Source organism: Acidovorax sp. 106 (genome assembly GCF_003663825.1).
In the GTDB taxonomy this organism is placed as follows: domain Bacteria; phylum Pseudomonadota; class Gammaproteobacteria; order Burkholderiales; family Burkholderiaceae_C; genus Acidovorax.
Genome location: NZ_RCCC01000001.1, coordinates 1,272,884 through 1,296,143 on the forward strand (window position 1 = coordinate 1,272,884; position 23,260 = coordinate 1,296,143).

Consider the following 23,260-nt stretch of genomic DNA (forward strand, 5'->3'; position numbering starts at 1 on the left):
CCGGAGCCCCACACTGCTAGCATCCCACCCACTGCAAAGCGCACGCCGCACCGCCGGCGCTGTTTTGCCCCTCTGCCCCCAGGAGCCCCGCCGTGAAGCACACCACCCCTGCCCGCCCCTTGCCCCCTGCCGCCATGACCAGCCTGGCCACACTGGCCGCCCTGTGGGCCGCCGCCAGCCCGGCGCTGGCGCAAGACACCGCCTCGCGGATTGCCCGCGTCACCGTGTACCCCGGCAGCGCTACGGTAGAGCGCGTGGCCAAGGTGCCCGCAGGCGCGCGCAGCATCACGCTGGGCTGCCTGCCTGCGTCGCTCGATGCGCAAAGCCTGCAGATCAACGCCGACCCCGCCGTGCGCGTGGGCGAATTCAATGTGCGCACCGAAGACCGCGACGTGGTGGCTGCCTGCGCCAGCCCGCTCGACGGCCGCATCCGCGAGCTGGAAGACCAGATCGCCGCCGTCAAGGCCGAAACCGCATCGCTGCAACTGGTGGATGGCTACCTGAAGAACGTAGCGACCGGGGGAACCGGCACCGAAACGCCCGGCGGCCGCCTGCAAGCCACCACACCCGCACAGATCGCCGCCACCGCCGACGCGCTGCGCAAGTCGGCGCAAGAATCACAAACCCGCGCGCACCAGCTGCAGCGCAAGCAGCAAGCGCTGGAACTGGCCCTCAAGCCCCTGGCGGCAGAGCGCGAACGCACCGCCAGCCAGCGCGCGCAGGTGGTCTCCGTCACCGTGACGCTGGCCACCGACCGCGAGGCCGAGTTGAGCCTGTCCTACCAAGTGCGCGGCACCGGCTGGCAGCCCACCTACCGCGCCACGCTCGACGCCGCAAAACCCAGCGTGCTGCTGGAGCGCCAGGCCCTGGTGGCACAAAACAGTGGCGAGGACTGGAGCAATGTGCAGCTGACCCTCTCCACCGGCCAGCCAGGCCGCGCCACCCAGGGCCGCCTGCCCCGCCCCTGGACGCTGGACATCGCGCCGCCCGCCCCCAAGGTGGCCATGCCTGCCGTGGCAATGGCCATGTCGGCAGCACCCGCCCCGGCATCGCCCGTGGCACGCCGGGCCAGTGCCGAAGACGCCCTGCCCAGCTTTGAAGTCAGCAGCACCGACAAGGCCTTTGCCACCGAATTTGCGGTGCCGCAGCGCATCACCGTGCCCTCCAACGGCCAGCGTGTGACGCTGGCCCTGGGCAACTACACCGCGCCCGCCACGCTCCTGACCCGCGCCGCCCCTGCAGTGGAAGAAGCCGCCTACCTGGTGGCCGAGCTGGCACCGCCCCCCGGCGTATGGCCTGTGGGCACAGCCAACCTGTACCGCGATGGCGCCTTTGTGGGCACTGGCCGCATCGACTTTGCCGCCGCTGCCAACGCCAACGGAGCCAGCAGCCTGGCCTTTGGGCGCGATGAACTGATCACCGTGCGCGCCGAGCCCGTGCAAGACCTGACGGGCAGCACCGGCTTTACCGGCTCGCGCATCGAGCGCCGCACCCGCCGCGCCTACACGGTGGAGAACCGCCACAAGACGCCCGTCACGCTGCAGGTGCTGCACGCAGCCCCCCAGTCGCGCAACGAAAAGATCGAGATCGAATCGCGCTACCAGCCCCAGCCCACCGACCTGTCCTGGAACCGCACACCCGGCACCGTGGCCTGGCAGCAGCCCCTGGCCGCAGGGGCCACCGCGCAGTTCAGCGCCGAGCACACCATCCGCTACGCCAAAGACCTGGACGTGCAGGAACGCCAATGACCTTTGACGCCCAAACGCCTGCCACACCAACGCCCGTAGCCCCCGGCCAGGCCGCCCCGCGCCGCGCCAGCGCCGCCTTCATGCTCGCCCACCCGGCCCACGCCATTGCGCTGGGCTTTGGCTCAGGCCTCTCGCCCATCGCGCCCGGCACCGTGGGCACGCTGTGGGGCTGGATGTCATTTTTGGTGCTCAAGCCCTGGCTCAATGCCTGGCAAATGGGCGCATTGATTGCAGGCGGCGCCCTGGTGGGCTGGTGGGCCTGCACCACCACCGCCCGCAACCTGCGCGTGGCCGACCCTGGCGCCATCGTGTGGGACGAAATCGTGGCCTTCTGGCTGGTGCTGTGGCTGGCCATGCCCATGGGCCTCACGGGCCAGATCGTGGCCTTCGCCCTGTTCCGCTTTTTTGACGCCGCCAAGCCCGGCCCGGTGGGCTGGGCCGACAGCCTGTTCAAAGGCTTTGGCTGGCGCGGTGGCTGGGGCATCTTGTTTGACGACTTCGTGGCCGCCTTCTGCACGCTGCTGGTGATTGCGCTGTGGAGGTTCTTTGCATGAGCCCCACAGACCCAACCGCCCTGCCCGCATCGACACCCCAGTTACTCTCAAAAAGTGAGCTACCAGCGCTTAATAATCAAGCGCTAGAGGTCGATTTGACTCAAATATCTGCCACCCTGCTTGCACGCGGCTGGATGCTGGCCACCGCCGAGAGCTGCACCGGCGGCATGATCGCCGCCGCCTGCACCGACCTGGCAGGTTCGAGCCAGTGGTTTGAGCGCGGCTTCGTCACCTATTCCAACGAAGCCAAGACCGAACTGCTGGGCGTGCCCGCAACGCTGATTGCCGCCCACGGCGCCGTGAGCGAGCCCGTGGCCCGCGCCATGGCCCAGGGCGCCGTGGCCCACTCCCGCGCCCAGGTGGCCGTGGCCGTCACCGGCATTGCCGGCCCCACAGGCGGCAGCGCCGACAAGCCCGTGGGCACCGTCTGGTTTGGCTGGAGCGTGAACGGCACCGTGACCACCGCCACCCGCCGCTTCGACGGCGACCGCGCCGCCGTGCGCCAGCAAACGCTGCACTGGGCCTGCGAGCGGTTGAACGCACTGCTGCAAAGCGCCCCCTGAACCCACGCGGGTGGCGCTACAAAAAAAGTAAGCGAACACCCACCTGGAAATTGTCAATTATTTGTTGACGCACACAGGATGCCTCGGTGAAATGCGCACTTTCACTGAAGCACTCCCCCCATGCGCGACTCGTTCAAGCCCACAGCCTGGGCTGCAGCCTTGCTCTGCACGCCTCCCACACGGATCGTCCAATGCCTGGGACTGGCATCCCTTGCGCTGAGTCCCTCTGCTTGGGCGGCAGACAAGTACATCAGCGATGCCAGCGAGACCATCAACACGACCCAGACGTTCGATGCCGTCGTGGTCGCCAACACAGACGATGCAGCGTCCTTGACCATCCAAGGCGCAGGCACCGTGGTGTCAGGAACCACCTTGGTAGTGGGCAGCGACAAGAGTTTCAACATCAACGGCACGAACACCAACGATGGACAGCTCACCGTCACCGGCGGAGCCAGCCTGAGCATCAATGGTGATGCCACGCTGTCTTACGCCGCAGGCACCTTGGGCACCATCAGCGTGGACACCGGCAGCCAACTGGGCGTTACAGGCCGGCTGAACGTGGGCCGCGCCAACACCGGAACCCTGAACAGCGCTGGCGTATTGACCAGCGACAACGCGATGATTGGCGACCTTGCAGGCAGCGGTGGCAGCAAAGTTACGCTGTTGAGCGGGGGGAGCTGGACGAACACGAATGCACTCACTGTAGGCGGCGCTGCTGGGGGCACATTGCAGCTAGACAGCGGCAGCGCGTTCACACAGACCGCTGGAGCACTGGTACTGGGCAACAGCGCTGGCGTGACAGGCACGCTCTCCGTGACCTCGGCCGCACGCACCACACAGGCACTGCAAACGGCAGAGCTGCGCATTGGCAACTTGGGCACCGGCACCTTCAATGCGCAAACCACCACCGTGGCCAGCAGCTACGTGTTTTTGGGGCACGACGCAGCCTCCAGCGCGGGCAACACCGCCACGCTCAACAACAGCGCATGGAACATCGCCAGCAACCTGGACGTGGGCTACGGGGGCCAAGGCAGTGTGACGCTACAAAACAGCGCGGTAGCCGCTACAGGCAACGTGGTGCTGGGCAACGCCAACACCGGCCAGGGAAGCATCAGCCTGCAGACTGGCAGCACCCTCTCAGGTGCGCAGGTGCTCATTGGCAGCATGGGCCAAGGAACGGTCACAGCCGACGGAGTGGGCACGCGCATTACGTCCTCCGGTGTCGTCATTGGCAATACCGCTGCCTCCACGGGCAGCACGGCCACCTTCACCAACAGCGCCCAACTGGACGCGGGCACCGGGGTGGTCTATGTCGGCAACGCAGGACAGGGCACGCTCACACTCGCCAGCGGCGCCAGTGTCACGGCCGCCAGCATGTACGTGGGCTGGGACAACGGCGGCAACGGGACTCTGCAACTTTCTGCGGGCGCGGCCCCCCTGAATGTGGGAGAGATCCTTTTCAACAACGGCACCGGCGCGGTTCGCTTCAACCATGGGCAAAGCAACTACACCTACAGCGGTCGCCTGAGCGGCTCGGGCACCGTCCACGTGGGCAGCGGCACCACCCTGTTCACTGGGAACTCCGACTACACCGGCGCCACCACCGTCGCCAGCGGCGCCACCTTGCAAATTGGCAACGGCGGCACGGGCGGCCAGTTGCGCAGTGACGTGTCCCTGGCTGGCACGCTGGTGCTGCTGCGCAGCGATCCGCAAACCTACAGCGCAGCCCTCAGCGGCGCTGGCACTTTGCGCAAGCTGGGTGGCAACACACTCACCATCAGCGGAAACAGCTTCAGCTTCACTGGCCCCACGCTGCTAGAGGCGGGCAAGCTCATCGTGGCCCCCGTTGCGGCAGGCCCGGGGTATCTGGGTGGCCCCGTCACGTTGAGCACAGGCACCGAATTGGCAGGCCATGGCTACGTGGGTGCGGTCCAAGGCAGCGGCACGGTGGCGCCTGGCCATTCGATTGGCACCCTGCGCGTCACGGGCAATGCAGACCTCACCGCCTCCACGCTGGATGCAGAGATCGATGCTGCCACCAGCACCTCAGACTTGCTGGACGTGACAGGCTCCGCATCGCTGGCGGGTGGCACGCTGCGGATCAGCAACCTCGCGGGAACCCCCACAGCAGGACAGACGTACACCGTGCTGCGCGCGGGCAGCATCAACGGCCAATTTGGCACCGTCACCTTTGCGCAAACCTACCCGGGACTCAACGCATCGGTGCAGTACACCGCATCAGCCGTGAACGTGGTGTTCGCCTCCTCCATCCCTGCGGGCAGCAGCACCCACGCCATTCCGGTGTTGTCACCGCTGGGGCTGGTGGGACTGGCATTTCTGATGGGCGGAGCCGCCTTCTGGACACGGCGCAAACCCATTGGCTGAGGCCTGGCAGCACAGTCGCGCAGAAGTAGCGCAAAGCCGGGTCCGCAAACGACCGTCACGCAGGCGCCACGAGTGCCGCCCGGCAGCGGTGTAGCATGGCCGCCCATATTCAGGAGGAGACCCATGCACCCCAACGCCCAGACCCTGCAACGCTTTTACACCGCCTTCAGCCAGCTCGACCACGCCACCATGTCCGCGTGCTACGCGCCAGATGCCACGTTTGAGGACGAAGCCTTCTCGCTCAAAGGCCGCGAACAGGTGGGCGGCATGTGGCGCATGCTGTGCAGTGCCACCCAAAAGCCTGGCGCTGCCGAGCACTGGAAGCTGGAGTTCAGCGGCATCGAAGCCGACGCCAACGGCGGCCGCGCGCACTGGGAGGCGCACTACCTCTTCAGCGCCACCGGGCGCAAGGTGCACAACATCATCGACGGCACCTTCACCTTCACGCCCGACGGGCTCATCGCCACGCACCGCGACCGCTTCAGCTTCTGGCGCTGGTCGCGCCAGGCCCTGGGCCTGCCGGGCGTGCTGCTGGGCTGGTCACCGTCGCTCAAGCGCAAGGTGCGCAGCACGGCGGCGGGGAATTTGAAGAAGTTTTTGGCGCAGGGGTGATAGGGGCTGCGTGATGCAGCGCAGGGGTTGATGCACGGGGTCGGTGGCTATCGGCCAGGAGCAGGCAGTCGCGCCACCGGCACAATGCAGCCAGAACCGGTCGTCCACGCAAGATTACCGATGGGCTTCTAACAACTGCAAATCGGCGGAGATGAGGTCGAAGCAACTGGACAGATCGTCCAGTGCAGGGCCGCGCAATCTGCCTATGATGGACTCAAGGTGCGCCTTACCTGTTTCGCCTGGAGCCACCGGTCCCTGTAGATTGCGGACAGACGGGCTAACCGAACCCTATCCATCGACCGTACATGAATGACAAATTGAGCCAAACGCTCGCAGAGCATCTGCGGGCTGCTGCGACGGATGTAGATCTGTTTTTGGCGCTGGAAGCGCTTTGTCGTGCATCTCCCACAGTGGCGTGTGAGGCAATCACGGGTTTCATCCGCTCTGCACCGGCACATCAGCTGCCTCTGACCCACAACGCTCTTCTGGTGCTGGCCGACCGCGCTCCTGCCTTGCTGGTGGCGGCCACATTGGATGACGATACGGCGGTGGCCCAAGCTGCCAAGCAGGCTTTGCTGATTCGCCCCTCTAACTGGGCTTTGCCCCTCTACCTGCGCATGGCCAAATCCAAGAGCGTGGATGAAGTCTGTTCGGGGTTGATGTTCCTGGGTCGTATCTCTTCGCCAGGTCGTTCACGGCCACTTCGAGATGTTGGAATGCGACTATGAAGCGGCCGAGCTGGTGATAGGCGGTAGGTGCGCTCATCTAAGGGACCCAACAAGATGACCGGCCCACAACACCCCGCGGCGAAGCCGTCTTCTGTCGTTGTGGGTCCGTGTCGATTGACATGTTTGCCGCGACTGACAGTTACCTGCGAGTTTCATGGCGCTTAGGATGGATGAGAAACGCAAACACTCCGACAACGATACATGCCATCAAGATCCAGACCGCCCACAATGGCAATGCCAAAAACTGCAGTAACGCATAGCCGAGAACGAATGCCACAAAGGCAGACAGAGCAACATACCCAAGACACTCCCCGAAGCTGGGACCGCCTTTGCGATTGTTCCAGAGCTTGAAATAAATGAAGATCAACGGTGCCACTACAAGGACTCCGATTCCGTTTCCTGAGCAATCGCCGTAGCACGCACCACGAGCATGCACAGGAACTGCCGTGAGAGTGCCGAGTAGGAGCGCAATAGCGGTGCGTATCACGGCAAAGTGTCTTTCAATCGGGATAAGACCCGTACCAATTCGCAGGCCATATCTGGCGCTTACAGTCTAAATTGGCTCGGAAAAAGTGCTGCGATGGGCTTACAGCCTGGCGCTGCAGCACCTGTGCTATGTAGGAGCAAAGTGCCAAATTCAGCCATGAACCCCGCCGCCCCTCCTGTGTTGCGCGCGACACGGTTACTGGATCAGGTCCGTGAGCGCATTCGTTAAAAACACTGTAGCCCACGCGCCGAGCAGTACCGATGCCATCGGTCCCGTGCATCATCAAAGAACGGCTTAAAGGCTTTGATCTGAGCGGATGCTTTGGGCCCGCTGGAGCCAGTGCGCGTGCGGCAGAATGCGGCCAAGAGCAGACTTCGGCACCGGCTCTAAACGAGTGCCGCTAGCGGTACATCTAGATGCTCAAGAGCATCTAGACGAAGAGGCACTGAAGTTGTCGCCGACATTAACAATAGATCAGCATGAGCACATTTCAGGACTACTTTGCAGACCACGCGGCTTCCTCGTTCGCCAGGCAAATGGCGTTGGCCGACATCATCGGTGAAAGGCCCTGGGGTATCGACATGCAGAAAGGCCAGTTGCGCTTCGGCGATGACCTGGAATACGGCGTGCAACTGCTTGGCACGCATGCCTTTGAACCTCGCACATGGCTCTGGGTTTGGGCCAATACGCAGAGCAATCTTCCGCCACAGCTCATTGAGACAGCCTTGCGCATTCGGCAGCTGGGGAAGGATCAGACCGTGGAGGCGTTCACCCAACCTTCCCTGCAGTTGTGCGAGATTACCGATCACATGATCGCCATGACCTGCAGCGGCCTTGCGGGCGGCCTTTGTTACTACCGCGCACCATACGAAGGTGGAGCACTGTTCGTTCTACTTGACGATGTGCCGGTAGAGGTGCTGGCGTCGGTGTCTCTGCCTCGCGTGTGCACGGTACTGACGGAAGTGGTATCGCAGTTCGATGTAGACCACCGCCGCATGGTTACAAGCTTTCTTCAGCAGCAAGGGTTGCGTACGGAATCCAACGGTGGGGCGAGCATCCGTGCCGAGAGAACGGGTGAAGGACACGTCGAGATTGCCTTCGACGAGCTCGGCCGCATATCGAATGTCGCCACGTCATTAGGTCCGGCCGTGCCAGCACTTGGCGCGCAGGAAAAAACCAAGCGGTCGCGATGGCAGTTCTGGAAATAGATGCCCGTGTGGATGCTCCTGCGGCGCGCTGACCCACTTCGCACGGTGAGTGCATCTTCATGGCTGTTCGAAGCCGAGCGTCCGCTTGGGATAGCTCCCGGCGACCGCTTCGGGCCCAAAGCACCCTATCCCAACTCTGGCCACGCAGCGGCCTCATTCAAAGCGGCTGCACGCAGTGGCCCGAATACAAACAAAACAGGCCTCTAGCGCTTTCGAATCAAGCGCTGGCAGCTACCAAATAGATAGCAATTCATCATTCAGCGGCGCAGAGTGCCACGCTAGCGCCGTGACAGGCGCTGACAGCTTGCACGCGCAGCACCTTGCCCGCCCATCCGCCCTACAGATTCCCCCTAGCAAGCCGATAAATAGATAACTATTTGTCAACCACCCCAGGGAGGGAATGCCTGTGACGCTGCTCTCGTCGCTCACCGGTGCGCGCGCTGCCACGCCCATGGCCCCCATCGACCGCGAGGCACTGCGCCAGCGGGTGCAAGAGGCCAGTGCCCGGCCTCAGCCCTCACAGCCTGCGGTGGTGGGCGCATCCACCATCACGCTGCAAGACGCAGCGACCACCGCATCGCTCGTCTGGAGTGCCCTGCCACCAGACCGCGCCGTGCCACCGGACAACACCTATAGCGCAACGGGCTCGCTCACATTCACCTCTGTGACCACAACAGATTGGAGAGAGACCCTCCCCAAGCTAGAGCAGCTCTGGGCCAACGCGCCTGCGGGCGATGCCATCAGCCGCCAGATGGAAAGCAATCAACTGCGCAACAACGGGGGCAAGCTGGCCAGCCAGTGGAATGGGCTGGGCGGCGCACTGCTGTCACTGGCGGCAGCCCCCGCCACCGGGCCAGTGCAGTACCAACAGACACTGCTGATGGCAGCAGACCCCACACAGCCGTTGCAGGCGCAGTTCGCCGGGTTGCAACGGGGGGCCACGACCGTCAACCTGCAAATCAAAACCCGGTCGGGCCAGACCGTGGACCTGCAAATCGCCGCCAACAACCAGCCGGGGCAACCGGGCCAAGCCAGCAGCCGTGGCTTGCAAGTGAGCGTGAACACCTCGGGGCCGCTGAGCGACAACGAGCGGCAGGCCCTGGCCGCGTTGTCTCAAGGCCTGGAAGAAGCGCTGGCCGGGCTCGGTGACGAAAAGGCGCCCGCAATCAATCTCTCAGGCCTGCTGGCCTATGACCGCAGCGTGTTTTCGCAGTTGGACCTGGACATCCAAAACCCCACGCCAGGCGCAGCACTCGGGTCATTTGCCTTTCACCTGGGCGATAGCGGCAACGCGCTGTCTTACCAAGGGGCCAAAGGCAAGCTGGATCTGCGACTGGACGCGAACCCACCGCTGCAAGCAGGCAGCACAGAACAGCGCCAGGCGGCCATTGCGCAGCAACTCCAGCTCATCGATGACGCTGCCGAGCGCAGCCACGCCGATGAAACGCTGGTGGCTTTGTTCAAAAGCAGCTTTGCGCAGTTGCAGGGGGCCGCCCCCACGAAGGCGGCAGACACCCCTTTGGACCCCACGAGCGCAGTGGAAGCTGGCCTGACCGAAAAGGCGCAGCCCCTGCTCAGCGGGCTGGTGGACTTTGAAGCCAGCTTCAGCGGCGACTTCGCCCACCCCAATCGCTGGGGCAGCACCAACGAGAAAGGCCACGCGCAATACGCCATCAGCCAAAAAACTGCTGTGGAGGTAGATCACAAGCTGAAAACGGTGGACATCGCGCAAACGCAAAGTGAGCAACTGCAGTCGCGCTACGCCGAGGCACGCTTTGACGGGGTGCTCGACATGCAGTCGGGCAATTTCGATCGGTATTCGGTCCAGGACCGCAGCACGGTGACCACCCTGATCAACGCCGCCCAAGGCAAGCCCCTCAGCGCCGCGCGCACCACCGACCGGCAGCAACTGGAAACCCATGAAACGTTGGTTAAGCACCGCGTGGTGGACCGGCGCGAAACCCCAAACCAGCAGCACCTGCTGACCGTGCTGCTGTAGCGCGCGGGGCACAAGGTGGGCAGCACCATCGATGGCGACTCCTCCCCGACAGGCTGACCGCCCTCGTTCAAGTGCAAACAGGGAAGCACAGCGGCAGCGAATTGGAAGAAGTTTTGCGCAAAGACTATTGAGGGGGCGGCCCGATGCGGAGGGCGGAATGCTTTGGAACGGCGGCTTTCGGCCAGGAGCTGCCTGTGGAAGCGAATAGAAGCAGACGCTCAACGTTGGCGCTCAGCGGGCGGCGAAGCCGTCCGATGCAGCAAGGGGTTAAGTCTCATCATCCCAAACGCTCCTTAGTGCGACACCATGCAAACTCCATGAGCCCACCCAACTCCGGGTCAGGTTGTTGAAGCACAAGGCTAGCGATCGATTCTTGGAAGCTCCGCTCGCAGACGCCCCCAAGCGACTGAACCAAGCAGGCCAAGATTCTGTGCTGGATCTCATTGACGCTGCGCAATTGGCTGGGCTCGTCCAGTTCTTCGGTTTGTGGTCGATAACTGTTGCGGGCGACAACAGTGAGTTCGTGAGCCAACGCAGCAAGGAAAAGTACTTTGCTCTCATGTGGCAATTCGGCGAGCCAATGACCCTCCTGTTTAACGCTTTGCATGTGGGTGAGACTTAACGTCGGCGCTGTACGGCGGGCAACACCCGCCGCTTAGCGGCCTCATTTTGTTACCTGTCCGCTTCGAGCAAAGGGTCAAACATCACGTTTTACCTCTGCGAGGCGAACCTCTGAAAATCGCATTGCCATTGGGTCGCCTTGCACCTCAAGCGCACCGCTTTGTTCCAATTCAATGATGCGGACCGGCATGTAAACATACGGAAGATGAGGAAACTTCGCGTCGAACTCTTTCAATGAAGTTCCGACGACCATTGCCACCTTGCGCCAGCGCTCTGTGCAACTTTGCAGGATAAGTGCATCAACCGCTGCAGCGTCCGCTGCTGTCGCTTGCCGCATCTGCGCCAATTCCTCCGGCGTCGGTTCGTCGTCATTCTCTTCGTCGTCAGCGTCAAGTGGTTCTATTTGATCTGGCATGGTTTGATGGCGATGGGTGGCAGTGAGGTTTAACGTTGGCCGTGAGTGGACCGCAACGGCGCACTCAGCATTGAAGAATAGCGACCACGTCGGCCGCCGTTGTGGGTCCAATCGACGAACCTGTTAGACATTGCCACCGCCTTTCGCCCGCCATCTGTGGACCGCAATTGGTAGGACGCCAAGTAAGCCCGCAGTCGAAACAACAGCAACGGAAAAAGCAAAAACTGCTTCGGCCGCGGTTTGCCACGTGTCCATGGAATCTCCGTTTTGGAGCCTATATTCACTCGCGAACGCGATCACGGCGTAAGCGCAGAAAGCGCCCAGAAGACATCCGACCACCAGTGGGCCAATCAGTGTTTGCTTCTCTGAAGGCGATAGCGTCATTGCACTGTCTAACGTGATGTACCCCGCAAAACCTGCGGGATAAATTGGACCGTGCGGGATATTCTGGACACTGATTTCTCCTGGAGTTGGCTTGCAGCATAGGTTTGCAAGGGACGACCTGTTCAAACGTCCAGGTATAAAAATTCTGCAAAACCCGGCACGCGTCAACTCGGCAAACTATAGCTCGCCAGCCAGCAGACACCGGGATTTCCAACAGCCACTGCAGCAAGTCAATGGCGGCTTCCGGGTGGCGCTTATGAGCGGCGGCTCAGGGCCCAAAGCGCCCCATTACAACTCCAGTTCAGCCGCTGCGCCATTTCCACCTTCGGCGCACAGCGCGCCCCAATACGAAGCAAAAAATGGCACCAGCGCTTAATTTATAAGCGCTGGAAGCTATCAAATAAATAGCAAATCTATTCTTAAGCACCGTGGCACTTCTTGTACTTCTTGCCGCTGCCGCAGTGGCAAGGGTCGTTGCGGCCGGGCTCGGGGGCTTTGCGCAGGGTTTCCACGCGCGGGCCCATGCTCTTCCACAGCTGGCGCAGGTCGTACACGGCCCAGATGGCTTCGCCGAAGGTTTCCACGCGCGCCTGGCTGGTGCTGGGCGGGCCGTCCTCGGTGTACATGCAGACTTCGGGCTTGCCGGTGTCGTCTTCGGTCAGGGCGACGATGCTGTCGAGCGCGTCGTCCAGCCACTTGGCGGCTTCCTTGTCGCGGGGGGCGGCCCAGTCTTCGGGCCAGTTTTCTACGGCGAACATGAAGCCCAGGGCCCACACCTGGCCGAAGGAGGGAATCTCTTGCCCGTCCATCTCGGCGCGTTCTTCTTCGGGCAGGCTGGCCACGGCGCCGCGCATGTCCATGGCTTCGGGCTGGAAGGTGCGGTCGTCGTCCAGCGTCTTCACGTCGGTGTCGAGCTGGGTCACGATCTCGTTCCAGCGGCGCATCCACAGTTCCATAAAGCGCGCTTGCTGGGCGGCATCGGCAAAGGCGGGCAGCACGGGCAGGGGTTCGCCGTCGGCCACCTCCAGCTCAGCGCCGTCGCCCAGCAGCATGGGCAGGTATTCGGCCGGGGCGATGGGGCGGCGGCTGCAGATCAGCGCGGTCATGAAGCCGTCGCAAAACTCCCACTGCGGGATTTCTTCGCCGCGCGTGCGCAGGTCGTCCAGCAGGTTGTCGAGTTCTTCCAGCTCTTCGGGGGCCAGGCCTGCGGGCAGGGGGGCCAGTTCGGAACTGGCGGAGGACGCAGAGGACGCAGGGGATGTGGGGGTGTTCATGGATAAGGCTCCGGTAGGGACAGAGGGCGCGGCAGCACGCGGTGGCGGCAAAGCTCTTATGATGGGTTGCGCCTGCCGGCCAGATGGACCAGCGCACACCGCGCCAACACGGCGGGCGCACCACCAGCGCACAGCATGCACTCAGCAAACAAGGCCCGCACATGCCAGCAGCCCGAGGGCGCCAAGCCGCCCCGAAATCGCTTGGCACATGCCGCGCCGAGGCGGCGAGTGTAGCCCGCTGGGACTCCAACCCCTCAGGCCACGCCCATGCTCCACCAACTCAACCAGCTTTACCCGGTGCGCTACACCGCTCTTGCGCTGTGCATTGTCGCCCTGGCACTCAATGCCGTCGCCCTGATCGCGTGGGGGCCTGCCCTGGTGTGGCTGGCGTCCTTGCTGGTGCTGGCAGCCCTGGTGGCGCTGGGCATTTACGACCTGCGCCAAACGCGCCATGCCATTTTGCGCAACTACCCGGTCATCGGGCACCTGCGCTTCATGCTCGAGTACATCCGGCCCGAGGTGCGGCAGTATTTCATTGAAAGCGACAGCGAGGCCGCGCCGTTCTCGCGCGCGCAGCGCTCGCTGGTGTACCAGCGCGCCAAGGGCGACCCGGACAACCGCCCCTTTGGCACGCACCTGGACGTGGGGGCGCAGGGCTATGAGTGGGTCAACCACTCGATGGCGCCCACGCAGCTGGCGTCGCACGACTTTCGGGTGTGGATTGGCGGCAGCCCCGATGCGGCATCGGCCTCGGTGGCGCCTTGCACCCAGCCTTACCAGGCCAGTGTGTTCAACATCTCGGCCATGAGCTTTGGCGCGCTGTCGGCGCAGGCCATCAAGGCGCTGAACCTGGGCGCCAAAAACGGCGGCTTTGCGCACGACACGGGCGAGGGCAGCATCAGCCAGCACCACCGCGTGCATGGCGGCGATTTGATTTGGGAGATTGGATCGGGCTACTTTGGCTGCCGCAACGACGACGGCAGCTTCAGCCCCGAGCGCTTTGCGGCCAATGCGCAAGACCCGCAGGTCAAGATGATCGAGCTGAAGCTGAGCCAGGGCGCCAAGCCCGGCCACGGCGGCGTGCTGCCCGGCGCCAAGGTGACGGCCGAGATCGCTGCCGCCCGGGGCGTGCCCGAGGGCCACGCCTGCATCTCGCCCGCACGGCACAGCGCTTTCAGCACGCCGGTGGAGATGATGCAGTTCATCGCCCGGCTGCGGCAGCTGTCGGGCGGCAAGCCCACGGGCTTCAAGTTCTGCCTGGGCCACCCCTGGGAGTGGTTTGCCATCGTCAAGGCCATGCTGGAGACCGGCATCACGCCCGACTTCATCGTGGTCGATGGCGCCGAAGGCGGCACGGGCGCTGCGCCCGTCGAATTCACCGACCATGTGGGCGCCCCGCTGCAAGAGGGCCTACTGCTGGTGCACAACACGCTGGTGGGCGTGAACCTGCGCGAGCGGGTGCGCATTGGCTGCGCAGGCAAGGTGATCAGCGCCTTCGACATCGCCCGCATGATGGCGCTGGGGGCCGACTGGTGCAACGCCGGGCGCGGTTTCATGATGGCGCTGGGCTGCATCCAGGCACAGAACTGCCACACCGGCCACTGCCCCACGGGCGTGGCCACGCAAGACCCCCACCGCCAGCAGGCCCTGGTGGTTCCCGACAAGGCCACGCGCGTGGCGCAGTTCCACCGCAGCACGCTGCATGCGCTGCAAGAGCTGGTGCAGGCCGCAGGCCTCACGCACCCCAGCGACATCACCGCGCACCACATCGTGCGCCGCATCAGCGACACCGAGGTGCGCCAGCTCTCCAACCTGATTGCCCGCGTGGAGCCCGGCGCGCTGCTGGGGCCGCTGGATGCGCAGCACAATGTGTTCCGCCAATACTGGCCGCTGGCCGACGCCCACAGTTTTCAGGCCCGTGCGGGGGTGTAATTCCATTTCCACATCATTCCTGACTAGGCGCGAAGCCGCAGACAGTGCTGAAGCACGGCAAGGCGAAGCAACAACGTCAGGGGTGATTTAGAAATGGAATAACCTCACGGCCTTGCGTTTTGCCCTGAAGGGCTCTGTCAGAGCCCGTGCCTTGCCCCCGCTTTCATGAATTTGCCCAGCCTCTCAGAGCACGTTGACGTGCCCGCCGCCGCCGCGCCCATCGACTACGCAGCCTTTCTCGCCCGCCAACTGCAAACCCAGCAATTCAATGCCGCCTGCTATCGCCTGGGCGACGAGCAGGTGTGGGTGAAGAAAGCCAACACGCCCCACGGCATGGGGCGCTACCGCGTGCTGGGCGCGCTGGCGCTGCTGTTTGGCCTGCCGGTGTTGCAGCCGGTGCCCAACCTGGGCGGCAACATCGCCATTGCCACTGAAGTGCAGCGCCTGCGCGACCTGGCTGCGCGCGGCCTGCGCGTGCCCACGGTGCTGGCCGCGCAGGACAACGGCTTTCTGATGCGCCACCTGGGCCGCCCGGCCGAGCAAACGCCCTCGCTGGGCAACGAGATCGAGGCGGCCGTGCCCGCAGGCCCCGAGGCCGTGCTGCGCCTGTGGGTGCAGGGGCTGCGCGCCATTGAGCTGGTGCACAACCAAGGCGCCTGCCTGAGCCAGGCCTTTGCCCGCAACCTGGTGCGCTGCCCCGATGGCGTGGTGGGCTACGTGGACTTTGAAGATGACCCCATGGCCGTGTTGCCCCTGCCGCTGTGCCATGGGCGCGATGCGCTGTGCTATGCGCATTCCACCGCCATTTACCTGCGCCAGTGCGGCGCGCTGGAAGACGCACGCCCGCTGTGGGCGCAGTGGATTGCGGCCCGGGGCCCGGCCCTGCAAGCGGTGATGGAGCAAAGCGTGCGCCGCCTGCGCCTGGCCCGCCACCTGCCCCAAAGCCGCAAGCTGGGGCGCGATGTGCAGCGCGTGCGCGCAGCCTACGACCTGCTGCGCGCCTGAAACCAGCAAGGCCCCGCTGCGACGCAGCCGTCCCCCGCCACCTTGCCCCGCGCATTGCTGCGGCAGGTCGCCCCGTCCTGCGCACCGGGGGTTGCTGGCGCAAGGACTCAGCACCGGCATTCGCCACCCCTTGCCGGGATGTCAGGACACGTGGAATCGCGCACCGATCACGCACAGATCGCGCGCCGGTCTGAACGGTCGAGTCGGCTTTGGCTGACAGTGCAAGCCAGCCGCAGCCCCTATCCTCGCTTGAGCTGCTTCGCACTATTTTTCTACCGCTACATGCCTGACCTCACTCCTGCGACGGCCCTCACAGACACGCTCACTGCCCCCGCGTACGCACCGCCCCCCGCCCAAAAACCTCGCCACCGACGCCCACCCACACTGTCCTGGTCCGCCTGGAAGCAGTTCATGAGCGTGGCCCGCCCCTACTGGCTGGGCAACCAAAAACGCATGGCCTGGGGGCTGCTGGCCTTGCTGATCGGCTTGATGGTGCTGGAGACCCAGCTCGCCGTGATGCTGATCGACAAGACCGGCGAACTCACCTCCGCCCTGGCCGCCAAGCAGGTGGACCGGTTCTGGGGCGCGGTGCGCGCCAGCCTCATGGTGGTGGCCGTGGCGGTGCCGGTGTACGCCTTCTACTACTACATGCGCGATGCATTCTCAAACCACTGGCGCCGCTGGCTCACGCACCGGTTTCTGGATGGATACCTCGGCGAGCGCAAGTACTACGAGATCGGCAACAGCCGGGACATCGACAACCCCGACCAGCGCATCAGTGAAGACATCAACACCTTCACCGGCCGGTCCACGCACTTTCTGCTCATCTTCCTGGGCTCGCTGATGCAGCTCGTCGCCTTCAGCGCAGTGCTGTGGTCCATCTCGCACACGCTGGTGGCTTTTTTGGTGGTGTACGCGCTGCTGGGCACCTTCGGGGCGCTGTACCTCTTCGGGGCGCCGCTCATCCGGTTCAATTTCTGGCAAATCCGGCGCGAGGCTGACTTTCGCTTTGGCCTGATCCGTCTGCGCGAAAATGCCGAGTCCATCGCTTTTTACCGGGGCGAGCCCCAAGAGCGGGCCCAGCTCAACCACCGGTTTGAGGCCGTGTTCAGCAACTTTGCCAAGCTGATCAAAAAGCAGCGCTCCCTGAACCTGTACCAGCGCGCATTCAGCCAGCTCACCTTGGTGCTGCCCGCGATCATTTTGGCCAACAGCGTGCTCAGCGGCGATCTGGAGGTGGGGCGCGCCATCCAGGCGGCAGGCGCCTTCGCGGCCGTGCTGGCGGCGGTGTCACTGATCGTGGACAACTTCGAGAGCCTCAGCCGCTTCGTTGCCGGGATAGACCGCCTGCACGCCCTGTCGCAGGTTGTGCTCAAGACGCCCGCAGCCCCGACGCCCTGGGCTGAACCACCCGCAACCGCCACGGCGGGGCCCGCCACCACAACCGCACCCACGGCCCCCGCCGCTCAGGCACCGCGTGACGCGGCCCAGATCACCATCCGAGAGGGAGACACCCTGGCCATTGAGGGGCTGACGCTGCACACGCCGCAGTTTGGGCGCCTGCTGGTGCAAGACCTCTCGCTCACCCTGGCAGCCGCAGACGCCCTGCTCATCACTGGCCCCAGCGGCTGCGGCAAAAGCTCGCTGCTGCGCGCGATGGCCGGGCTGTGGCGCACGGGCCAGGGCACGGTGCAGCACCCGCCCCTGCAAGACATGTTCTTTTTGCCGCAGCGCCCCTATCTGCAGCCCGACACCCTGCGCAGCCAGATCATCTACCCGAGCCAGACCACGGGACTGTCTGACGACCAGCTGCTGCAACTGCTGGACGACGTGCAGCTGGGCTCGCTGGCCGAACGCGTGGGCGGCCTAGACGCATCGCACGATTGGGAGAAGCTGCTGTCCACTGGCGAGCAGCAGCGCCTGGCTTTTGCACGGGTGCTGGCCCGCACGCCGCGCATCGTCATCCTGGACGAGGCCACGAGCGCGCTGGACAGCGCCAACGAGGCAGCGCTGTACGAGCGCCTGCGGGCCACAGGCGTGGCGTTGGTGAGCATTGCCCACCGCCCTGCCGTGCTGCAGTACCACACGCAGGTGCTACAGCTGCAGGGCGACGGGGCTTGGCAACTGGTGCCAGCCAGCGACTTCAGCTTTGACGAGTGAGGGGCTGGGGCGCAGGGGTAGGGGCTGCGGCGACCGCCACATGCGCGGCAGCCGCATGCTCGGCGGGCCCGGCTGCTGCGGTCAAGCCAGGGTGGCAGCGAGTGTCTCGTCCAGCACCAACGCAGTTGCCACATGGGCATTCAGGCTCAAAAGCCGTTTGCGCATGCAAATCACCGCCTTGTCCTTGCTGAGCAAGATGGCCTGGTGCGCCGCCGCGAGGTCGATGAACTTTTGGTCATCGGCGTCCTTGCAGACATAGACCACACGCGGGGCGATGTCTACCAGGCGCACTTTTTCATCAAACGCGGCCAGCACCTGGGCGGCGGTCACGCGGTAGTAGTCCATGCGCGCCGCAATGTGCGGGTAGGCCAGCACACGCTCGAGCTCGTCGCGCATGACTTGCGTTGCGATCCAAGTCAGGCGCCCTTGGGCGAGCAGCGTGCGCAGCGCGGCAGTGCGCGGGTCGCTAAAGATGAGCAGGTCCAGCGCGACATTGGTGTCTACCACCACCGGCCGGGCCAGCTCGCCTGCCGCGGCCTGGGCAGGCAGATGCAGTTCAACCTGCATCGCCGGGGCCGCCTTCTGGCGCCTTTGCAGCGCGTTCGCGCACTGCGCCCTTGATCATGTCGAAGCGGAACATGCGGCATTCAATGGGGCCGTTCCACATGGGTACGCGGCGCGATTCTTTCAGGCGCATCTTGCCGGGCAGCTTGAGGTCAGGGGTCAGCATCCAGGCCGTCCAGCCGCTGTAGTTCTTCTTCCAATGCGATGCCAACTGGCCGAAGAACTCACCGCCGTCGTCGGTGTGCGCCTCTTCACGGCCTACGGCCATGCCCTGGGCACGGTCAGCAGCGCGCTCGCTGGCGTTGCGGCCTGCGGCACCGGCAGCAGCAATGCGCTCGCCGTAGGGCGGGTTGAGCAGCATCACGCCGGGCTGCTCGCAAGGCGGCATGCGCTGCAGGGCATCGCCACCGCGCAGTTGCACGGCATCGGCCACGCCTGCGCGTTCGGCGTTGCGCTGGGCAAAGTCCACCATGCGGTGGGCCACATCACTGCCAAAAATAGGTACAGGGCTATTGCAGATGGCGCTGTCAGCTTCGTTTTTGATAGCAGTCCAGACATGCGCCTGGAAGGGCAACAGCTTTTCAAACGCAAAGCGGCGCAACATGCCTGCGGGGATGCGGCAGGCGATCTGCGCGGCCTCGACGGCAATGGTGCCGCTGCCGCAGCAGGGGTCGTACAGCGGCTGAGGGTTGTCGCCGTGCGGGTCCCAGCCGCTGGCGGCGATCATGGCGGCGGCCAAGGTTTCCTTCAGGGGCGCATCGCCCTTGTCCTCGCGCCAGCCGCGCTTGAACAGCGGCTCGCCCGAGGTGTCGATGTAGATCGTGGCTTCGTCGGTGGTCAGGTGCAGGTGGATGCGCACGTCGGGCCACTGGGTGTTCACATCGGGGCGCACACCGGACTTGGCACGGAAGCGGTCGGCCACGGCGTCTTTGACCTTGAGGGCGGCGAAGTTCAGGCTCTGCAGCGGGCTGTGCTGGGCCGTGACTTCGATCTTGAAGCTCTGGCGCGTGGTGAACCAGATCTCCCAGGCCACCTCGCTGGCCATGGCATAAAGGTCGTTTTCAGAGCGGTAGGGACGGTGCGCCAGTTGCACCAGCACACGCTGGGTCAGGCGGCTGTGCAGGTTCAGCTGCAGCGCATGGCGCCACGAGCTGCGCAGCAGCACGCCGCCCCGCCCGACCAGCAGGTCTTGCCCCGTAAGGCCGGTGATGCCATGCACCTCATCGGCGAGGAAGCCCTCGACGCCAGCGGCGCAGGGGAGAAAGAGTTGGAGTTGGTTCATGGTGAATACCTCGGGTGGGGCCGGATCATGCCAGGGCAGGTACATCGCCCACCCTGTACTGCCAGGCCCGGTTGCAGGCGCTGCGACATCAACGTCAGGCTACAGCGACTTGCGCAAATTGGCCGGTGCAATCTTGAGCGATTCGCGGTACTTGGCCACCGTGCGGCGGGCGCATTCGATGCCCTGCTCCTTGAGCATTTCGGCCAGTTGGCTATCGGACAACGGCTTGGTGGGGCTCTCAGCGGCCACAAACTGCTTGATGAGCGCGCGCACCGCCGTGCTGGAGGCGTTGCCACCGGTTTCGGTGCCCAGGCCAGAGCCGAAGAAATACTTCAACTCGTAGGTGCCGATGGGTGTGGCCATGTATTTGGCCGTGGTCACGCGGCTGATGGTGGACTCGTGCAGGCCCAGCTCGTCGGCAATGTCACGCAGCACCAGCGGGCGCATGGCCAGCTCGCCGTGGGTGAAGAAGCTCTTTTGCCGCTCCACGATGGCGCGCGAGACACGCAAGATGGTGTCAAAGCGCTGCTGGATGTTCTTGATGAACCAGCGGGCCTCTTGCAGGCGCTGCTGCATGCCCTGGTGGCCCTCGCCGCCCTTGTGGCCGCGCAGCGCACCGGCGTAGATGTCGTGCACGCGCAAGCGCGGCATCACATCGGGGTTCAGCGCCACGATGAAGTTGTGCTGGCCGCTGTTGCCGTTGGCCCGCCCGGCTTTGCGCACAATCACATCGGGGATGATGATGTTGCGCTCCACGTCGGCAAAGCGGCGCCCGGGGCGCGGCTCCAGCCGGGCAATCAGGGCCATGGCGGCGCGGGTGCGTTCTTCACCCGCAGCGCCGCCTTCGGTGCAAGCCTGGGTGAGGCGGCGCACATCGCGGCGGGCCAGCATCTCCAGCGGCTGCTGGCAGATCAGCAAAGCGGTCTGCACCACGGCCGCAGGGGCCTCGCTGTCAGGGTCGGCCGCCAGGGCGCTGAGTTGCAGGGTCAGGCATTCGGCGAGGTTGCGAGCGCCCACGCCCACAGGCTCCAGGGTTTGCAGCAGGCGCTGGGCTACCGTAAAGCGGTGCACCAACTCGTCAATTTGCTCCAGGTCATCCGGGCCCGCAAGGCTGATGGCCAGCTCTTGCAGCGGCTCTTCCAGGTAGCCATCGTCGTTCAGCGATTCGATGAGAAAGCGCAGGGCAGCGCGGTCCACCTCAGACAGGCGCAGTGCCAGGGCCTGGCGGTGCAAAAAGGCGGTGAGGGACTCTTGCGAGCGCGCTAGCTCCGTGGCGTCGGCCTCGTCGCCCTCCATGTCGTTGCGGGTGCGGGGGGCTGCGTCGCCGCCCCATTCGCTGTCGTTGGGCGCCATCTCCACGGTGCCGTCCCCGCCCCAATCGGGCTCGTCAGAGGCGGTGCTGCTGGTGTAGTCGGCATCGCCCGAGGCGTCACCTTGCGCATCAGAAGTGGCCTCAGCGCTTGTGGATGAAGCGCTGGCAGCTCCTGAATAGATAGCATCGTCTGCACTGTACTCGTCGGCCTGTACGGGGGTGTCGGCGTGCTCCAGGCCAAACTCTTCGCGCACGGCTTCGTCGGCGTTGCGCTCCAGGAAGGGGTTTTCGTCGAGCATCTGCTCAACCTCTTGCCCCAACTCCAGGGTCGACAACTGCAGCAGCCGGATGGACTGCTGCAACTGCGGCGTGAGGGCCAGGTGCTGAGAGACCCGCAGGGACAGGCCGGGCTTCATGCCTCAGCCCCCTGCAACACCGCACGATCCGTCACACACCGCATAGCCACACCGCGCCAAGCCATCACATGCGGAAGTGTTCGCCCAGGTACACACGGCGCACCTCGGCGTTGTCCACGATCTCAGCCGGCGTGCCCTGCGCCAGCACACGGCCATCGCTGATGATGAAGGCGTGGTCGCAAATGCCCAGGGTCTCGCGCACGTTGTGGTCGGTGATGAGCACGCCAATGCCGCGCGCTTTCAGGAAACCGATGATGCGCTGGATCTCGATCACAGCGATGGGGTCGATGCCCGCAAAGGGCTCGTCCAGCAGGATAAAGCGCGGCTGCGTGGCCAGGGCGCGGGCGATTTCGACGCGGCGGCGCTCGCCACCCGACAAGGCCAGCGCGGGCGAAGCACGCAGGTGGTCCACCCGCAGCTCTTGCAGCAGCGAGGTGAGCTGATCTTCAATCGCCGCCCGCGACAGGGGGGCGTTGTGTTCGTCACGCTGCAACTCCAGCACCGCGCGCACGTTCTCTTCCACCGTGAGTTTGCGGAAGATGGACGCCTCTTGCGGCAAATACGACAGCCCCAAGCGCGAACGGCTGTGAATGGGCATGTGCGCCACCGATTGGCCGTCGATGCGGATATCCCCCCCATCGCTGCGCACCAGCCCCACGATCATGTAGAACGAAGTGGTTTTGCCCGCCCCATTGGGCCCCAGCAAACCGACGACCTCGCCTTTTTGCACCACCAGGGACACATCTTTGACCACCTTGCGGCTGCCGTAAGACTTGGCTAGGTGGGCGACCTCAAGGCGACTGGAAGACGCCCCCGCTGCCGGGGCTTTGACGGAACGATCGCTCACTGGATGGCACCGCCCAAAGAGGTGCTGGGCCGCAGCACGGGCGCCGAGGCCGCAGGGGCCGGGCTGGCCGCGCTGGAGCCCGGTGCCGCAGCAGGCGCCTTGGGGTCTTTGGGGGCCAATACGGCCCGCACGCGGCCACCGCTGCTGGCCTGGCCCTCTGCCCCGCTGGCGGGCAAGGCCTTCTTTTGCCCATCGACCGTGAAGACATCGGTCAGGTTGTTGTAGACGACGACCGCGCCGGTGATCTCGTCGCTCAAGGCGCCACCACGGTAGCGCCGCAGCTCGGCGCGGGTGATGAAGCGCACGTTGTCGGTCCGGCCGTCGTACTCGATGACTTCGCCTTCGCCTTCGATGAACTCTTCGGGCGCGCCCGCCAGGGTGTCACGCTTTTGGCGGAAGAACGCGCGCTTGCCCGCTTCGGCCGTGACGATGCCGGACTGGTAGCCCTCGGCATCCTGGCGCACATCCAGCCGCGCACCGCGCAGCACGATGGAGCCTTTGGTCATGACCACGCGGCCAGAGAACACGCTGGTTTGCTTGACTTCATCGTGGCGCAGCGCATCTGCCTCGATGTTCATGGGCTTGCTGCGGTCGGCCTTTTCAGCTTGCGCCACGCCAAAGGCGCAGGTCAAGGCTGCAAGCACAAGGAGGGGGGTAATGCGATGTTTCATGAGGGCACGAATCTTGCAATCATTGTAGCCATGCATTGCACCCCAACACAAAAAAAGCCCGCTTGCGCGGGCTTTTGGTAGCGAGATGGCACG

The 23,260-nt window shown here is 64.5% G+C and carries 18 protein-coding genes; 11 read left to right on the forward strand and 7 right to left on the reverse strand.

The features are described from left to right. Positions 1–134: 134 nt before the first annotated feature. The 8 genes from C8C98_RS05740 to C8C98_RS05785 all read left to right on the forward strand — a co-directional run bounded on the left by C8C98_RS05740 (position 135) and on the right by C8C98_RS05785 (position 10,284). Complete coding sequence (locus C8C98_RS05740) at positions 135–1,748, forward strand: DUF4139 domain-containing protein (RefSeq protein ID WP_121456055.1); 1,614 nt, start codon at positions 135–137, stop codon at positions 1,746–1,748. Then, positions 1,745–2,302 (forward strand): phosphatidylglycerophosphatase A, encoded by a 558-nt coding sequence (locus tag C8C98_RS05745; protein ID WP_121453484.1) that lies wholly within the window; start codon positions 1,745–1,747, stop codon positions 2,300–2,302. The genes C8C98_RS05740 and C8C98_RS05745 overlap by 4 nt, the downstream gene beginning before the upstream one ends. Beyond that, positions 2,299–2,865 carry a CinA family protein gene (locus tag C8C98_RS05750; protein ID WP_121453485.1) on the forward strand — a complete coding sequence of 189 codons (567 nt, stop codon included), beginning with the start codon at positions 2,299–2,301 and terminating at the stop codon, positions 2,863–2,865. Before C8C98_RS05745 ends, C8C98_RS05750 begins: the two co-directional genes overlap by 4 nt. Before the next feature lie 120 nt (positions 2,866–2,985). Next, positions 2,986–5,250 (forward strand): IPTL-CTERM sorting domain-containing protein, encoded by a 2,265-nt coding sequence (locus tag C8C98_RS05755; RefSeq protein ID WP_121453486.1) that lies wholly within the window; start codon positions 2,986–2,988, stop codon positions 5,248–5,250. Positions 5,251–5,373: 123 nt separating this feature from the next. After that, entirely contained in the window at positions 5,374–5,862 is a 489-nt protein-coding gene (locus C8C98_RS05760; protein WP_121453487.1) for a nuclear transport factor 2 family protein, read from the forward strand. A gap of 305 nt (positions 5,863–6,167) precedes the next feature. After that, positions 6,168–6,590 carry a hypothetical protein gene (locus tag C8C98_RS05765; protein ID WP_233574466.1) on the forward strand — a complete coding sequence of 141 codons (423 nt, stop codon included), beginning with the start codon at positions 6,168–6,170 and terminating at the stop codon, positions 6,588–6,590. Positions 6,591–7,556: 966 nt separating this feature from the next. Continuing rightward, positions 7,557–8,285, forward strand: a complete 729-nt coding sequence (locus C8C98_RS05780) for a DUF6882 domain-containing protein (protein ID WP_147436330.1) — start codon at positions 7,557–7,559, stop codon at positions 8,283–8,285. A 406-nt stretch (positions 8,286–8,691) separates the two neighbouring features. Further along, a complete protein-coding gene (locus C8C98_RS05785) occupies positions 8,692–10,284 on the forward strand; it encodes a hypothetical protein (RefSeq protein WP_147436331.1) in 1,593 nt (530 codons plus the stop codon). Positions 10,285–10,981: 697 nt separating this feature from the next. Here C8C98_RS05785 and C8C98_RS05795 read toward each other — a convergent pair. After that, positions 10,982–11,320, reverse strand: coding sequence for a DUF3658 domain-containing protein (locus C8C98_RS05795; protein WP_121453492.1), 339 nt, complete (start codon positions 11,318–11,320; stop codon positions 10,982–10,984). 803 nt (positions 11,321–12,123) lie between these two features. Further along, positions 12,124–12,978 (reverse strand): UPF0149 family protein, encoded by an 855-nt coding sequence (locus tag C8C98_RS05800; protein WP_121453493.1) that lies wholly within the window; start codon positions 12,976–12,978, stop codon positions 12,124–12,126. A 267-nt stretch (positions 12,979–13,245) separates the two neighbouring features. On the opposite strand from C8C98_RS05800, the gene C8C98_RS05805 reads away from it, so the two are divergent. The 3 genes from C8C98_RS05805 (at position 13,246) to C8C98_RS05815 (ending at position 18,075) form a co-directional block, all read left to right on the forward strand. Next, positions 13,246–14,910 carry an FMN-binding glutamate synthase family protein gene (locus tag C8C98_RS05805; protein WP_121453494.1) on the forward strand — a complete coding sequence of 555 codons (1,665 nt, stop codon included), beginning with the start codon at positions 13,246–13,248 and terminating at the stop codon, positions 14,908–14,910. A gap of 165 nt (positions 14,911–15,075) precedes the next feature. Continuing rightward, a complete protein-coding gene (locus tag C8C98_RS05810; protein ID WP_121453495.1) occupies positions 15,076–15,915 on the forward strand; it encodes a hypothetical protein in 840 nt (279 codons plus the stop codon). Between the two features lie 411 nt (positions 15,916–16,326). Then, a complete protein-coding gene (locus C8C98_RS05815; protein ID WP_121453496.1) occupies positions 16,327–18,075 on the forward strand; it encodes an ABC transporter ATP-binding protein/permease in 1,749 nt (582 codons plus the stop codon). Positions 18,076–18,156: 81 nt separating this feature from the next. On the opposite strand, the gene C8C98_RS05820 is transcribed toward C8C98_RS05815, so the two are convergent. From C8C98_RS05820 to lptA, 5 genes are all read right to left on the reverse strand, one after another. Beyond that, positions 18,157–18,642, reverse strand: a complete 486-nt coding sequence (locus C8C98_RS05820; RefSeq protein ID WP_121453497.1) for a putative toxin-antitoxin system toxin component, PIN family — start codon at positions 18,640–18,642, stop codon at positions 18,157–18,159. Further along, complete coding sequence (locus C8C98_RS05825) at positions 18,632–19,921, reverse strand: class I SAM-dependent RNA methyltransferase (RefSeq protein ID WP_121453498.1); 1,290 nt, start codon at positions 19,919–19,921, stop codon at positions 18,632–18,634. Before C8C98_RS05825 ends, C8C98_RS05820 begins: the two co-directional genes overlap by 11 nt. Before the next feature lie 99 nt (positions 19,922–20,020). Next, positions 20,021–21,649, reverse strand: coding sequence for an RNA polymerase factor sigma-54 (locus C8C98_RS05830; protein ID WP_121453499.1), 1,629 nt, complete (start codon positions 21,647–21,649; stop codon positions 20,021–20,023). Between the two features lie 64 nt (positions 21,650–21,713). Next, entirely contained in the window at positions 21,714–22,496 is a 783-nt protein-coding gene (lptB, locus tag C8C98_RS05835) for an LPS export ABC transporter ATP-binding protein (RefSeq protein WP_121453500.1), read from the reverse strand. Beyond that, entirely contained in the window at positions 22,493–23,167 is a 675-nt protein-coding gene (gene lptA, locus C8C98_RS05840) for a lipopolysaccharide transport periplasmic protein LptA (protein WP_121456056.1), read from the reverse strand. The genes lptB and lptA overlap by 4 nt, the downstream gene beginning before the upstream one ends. Positions 23,168–23,260: the final 93 nt, after the last annotated feature.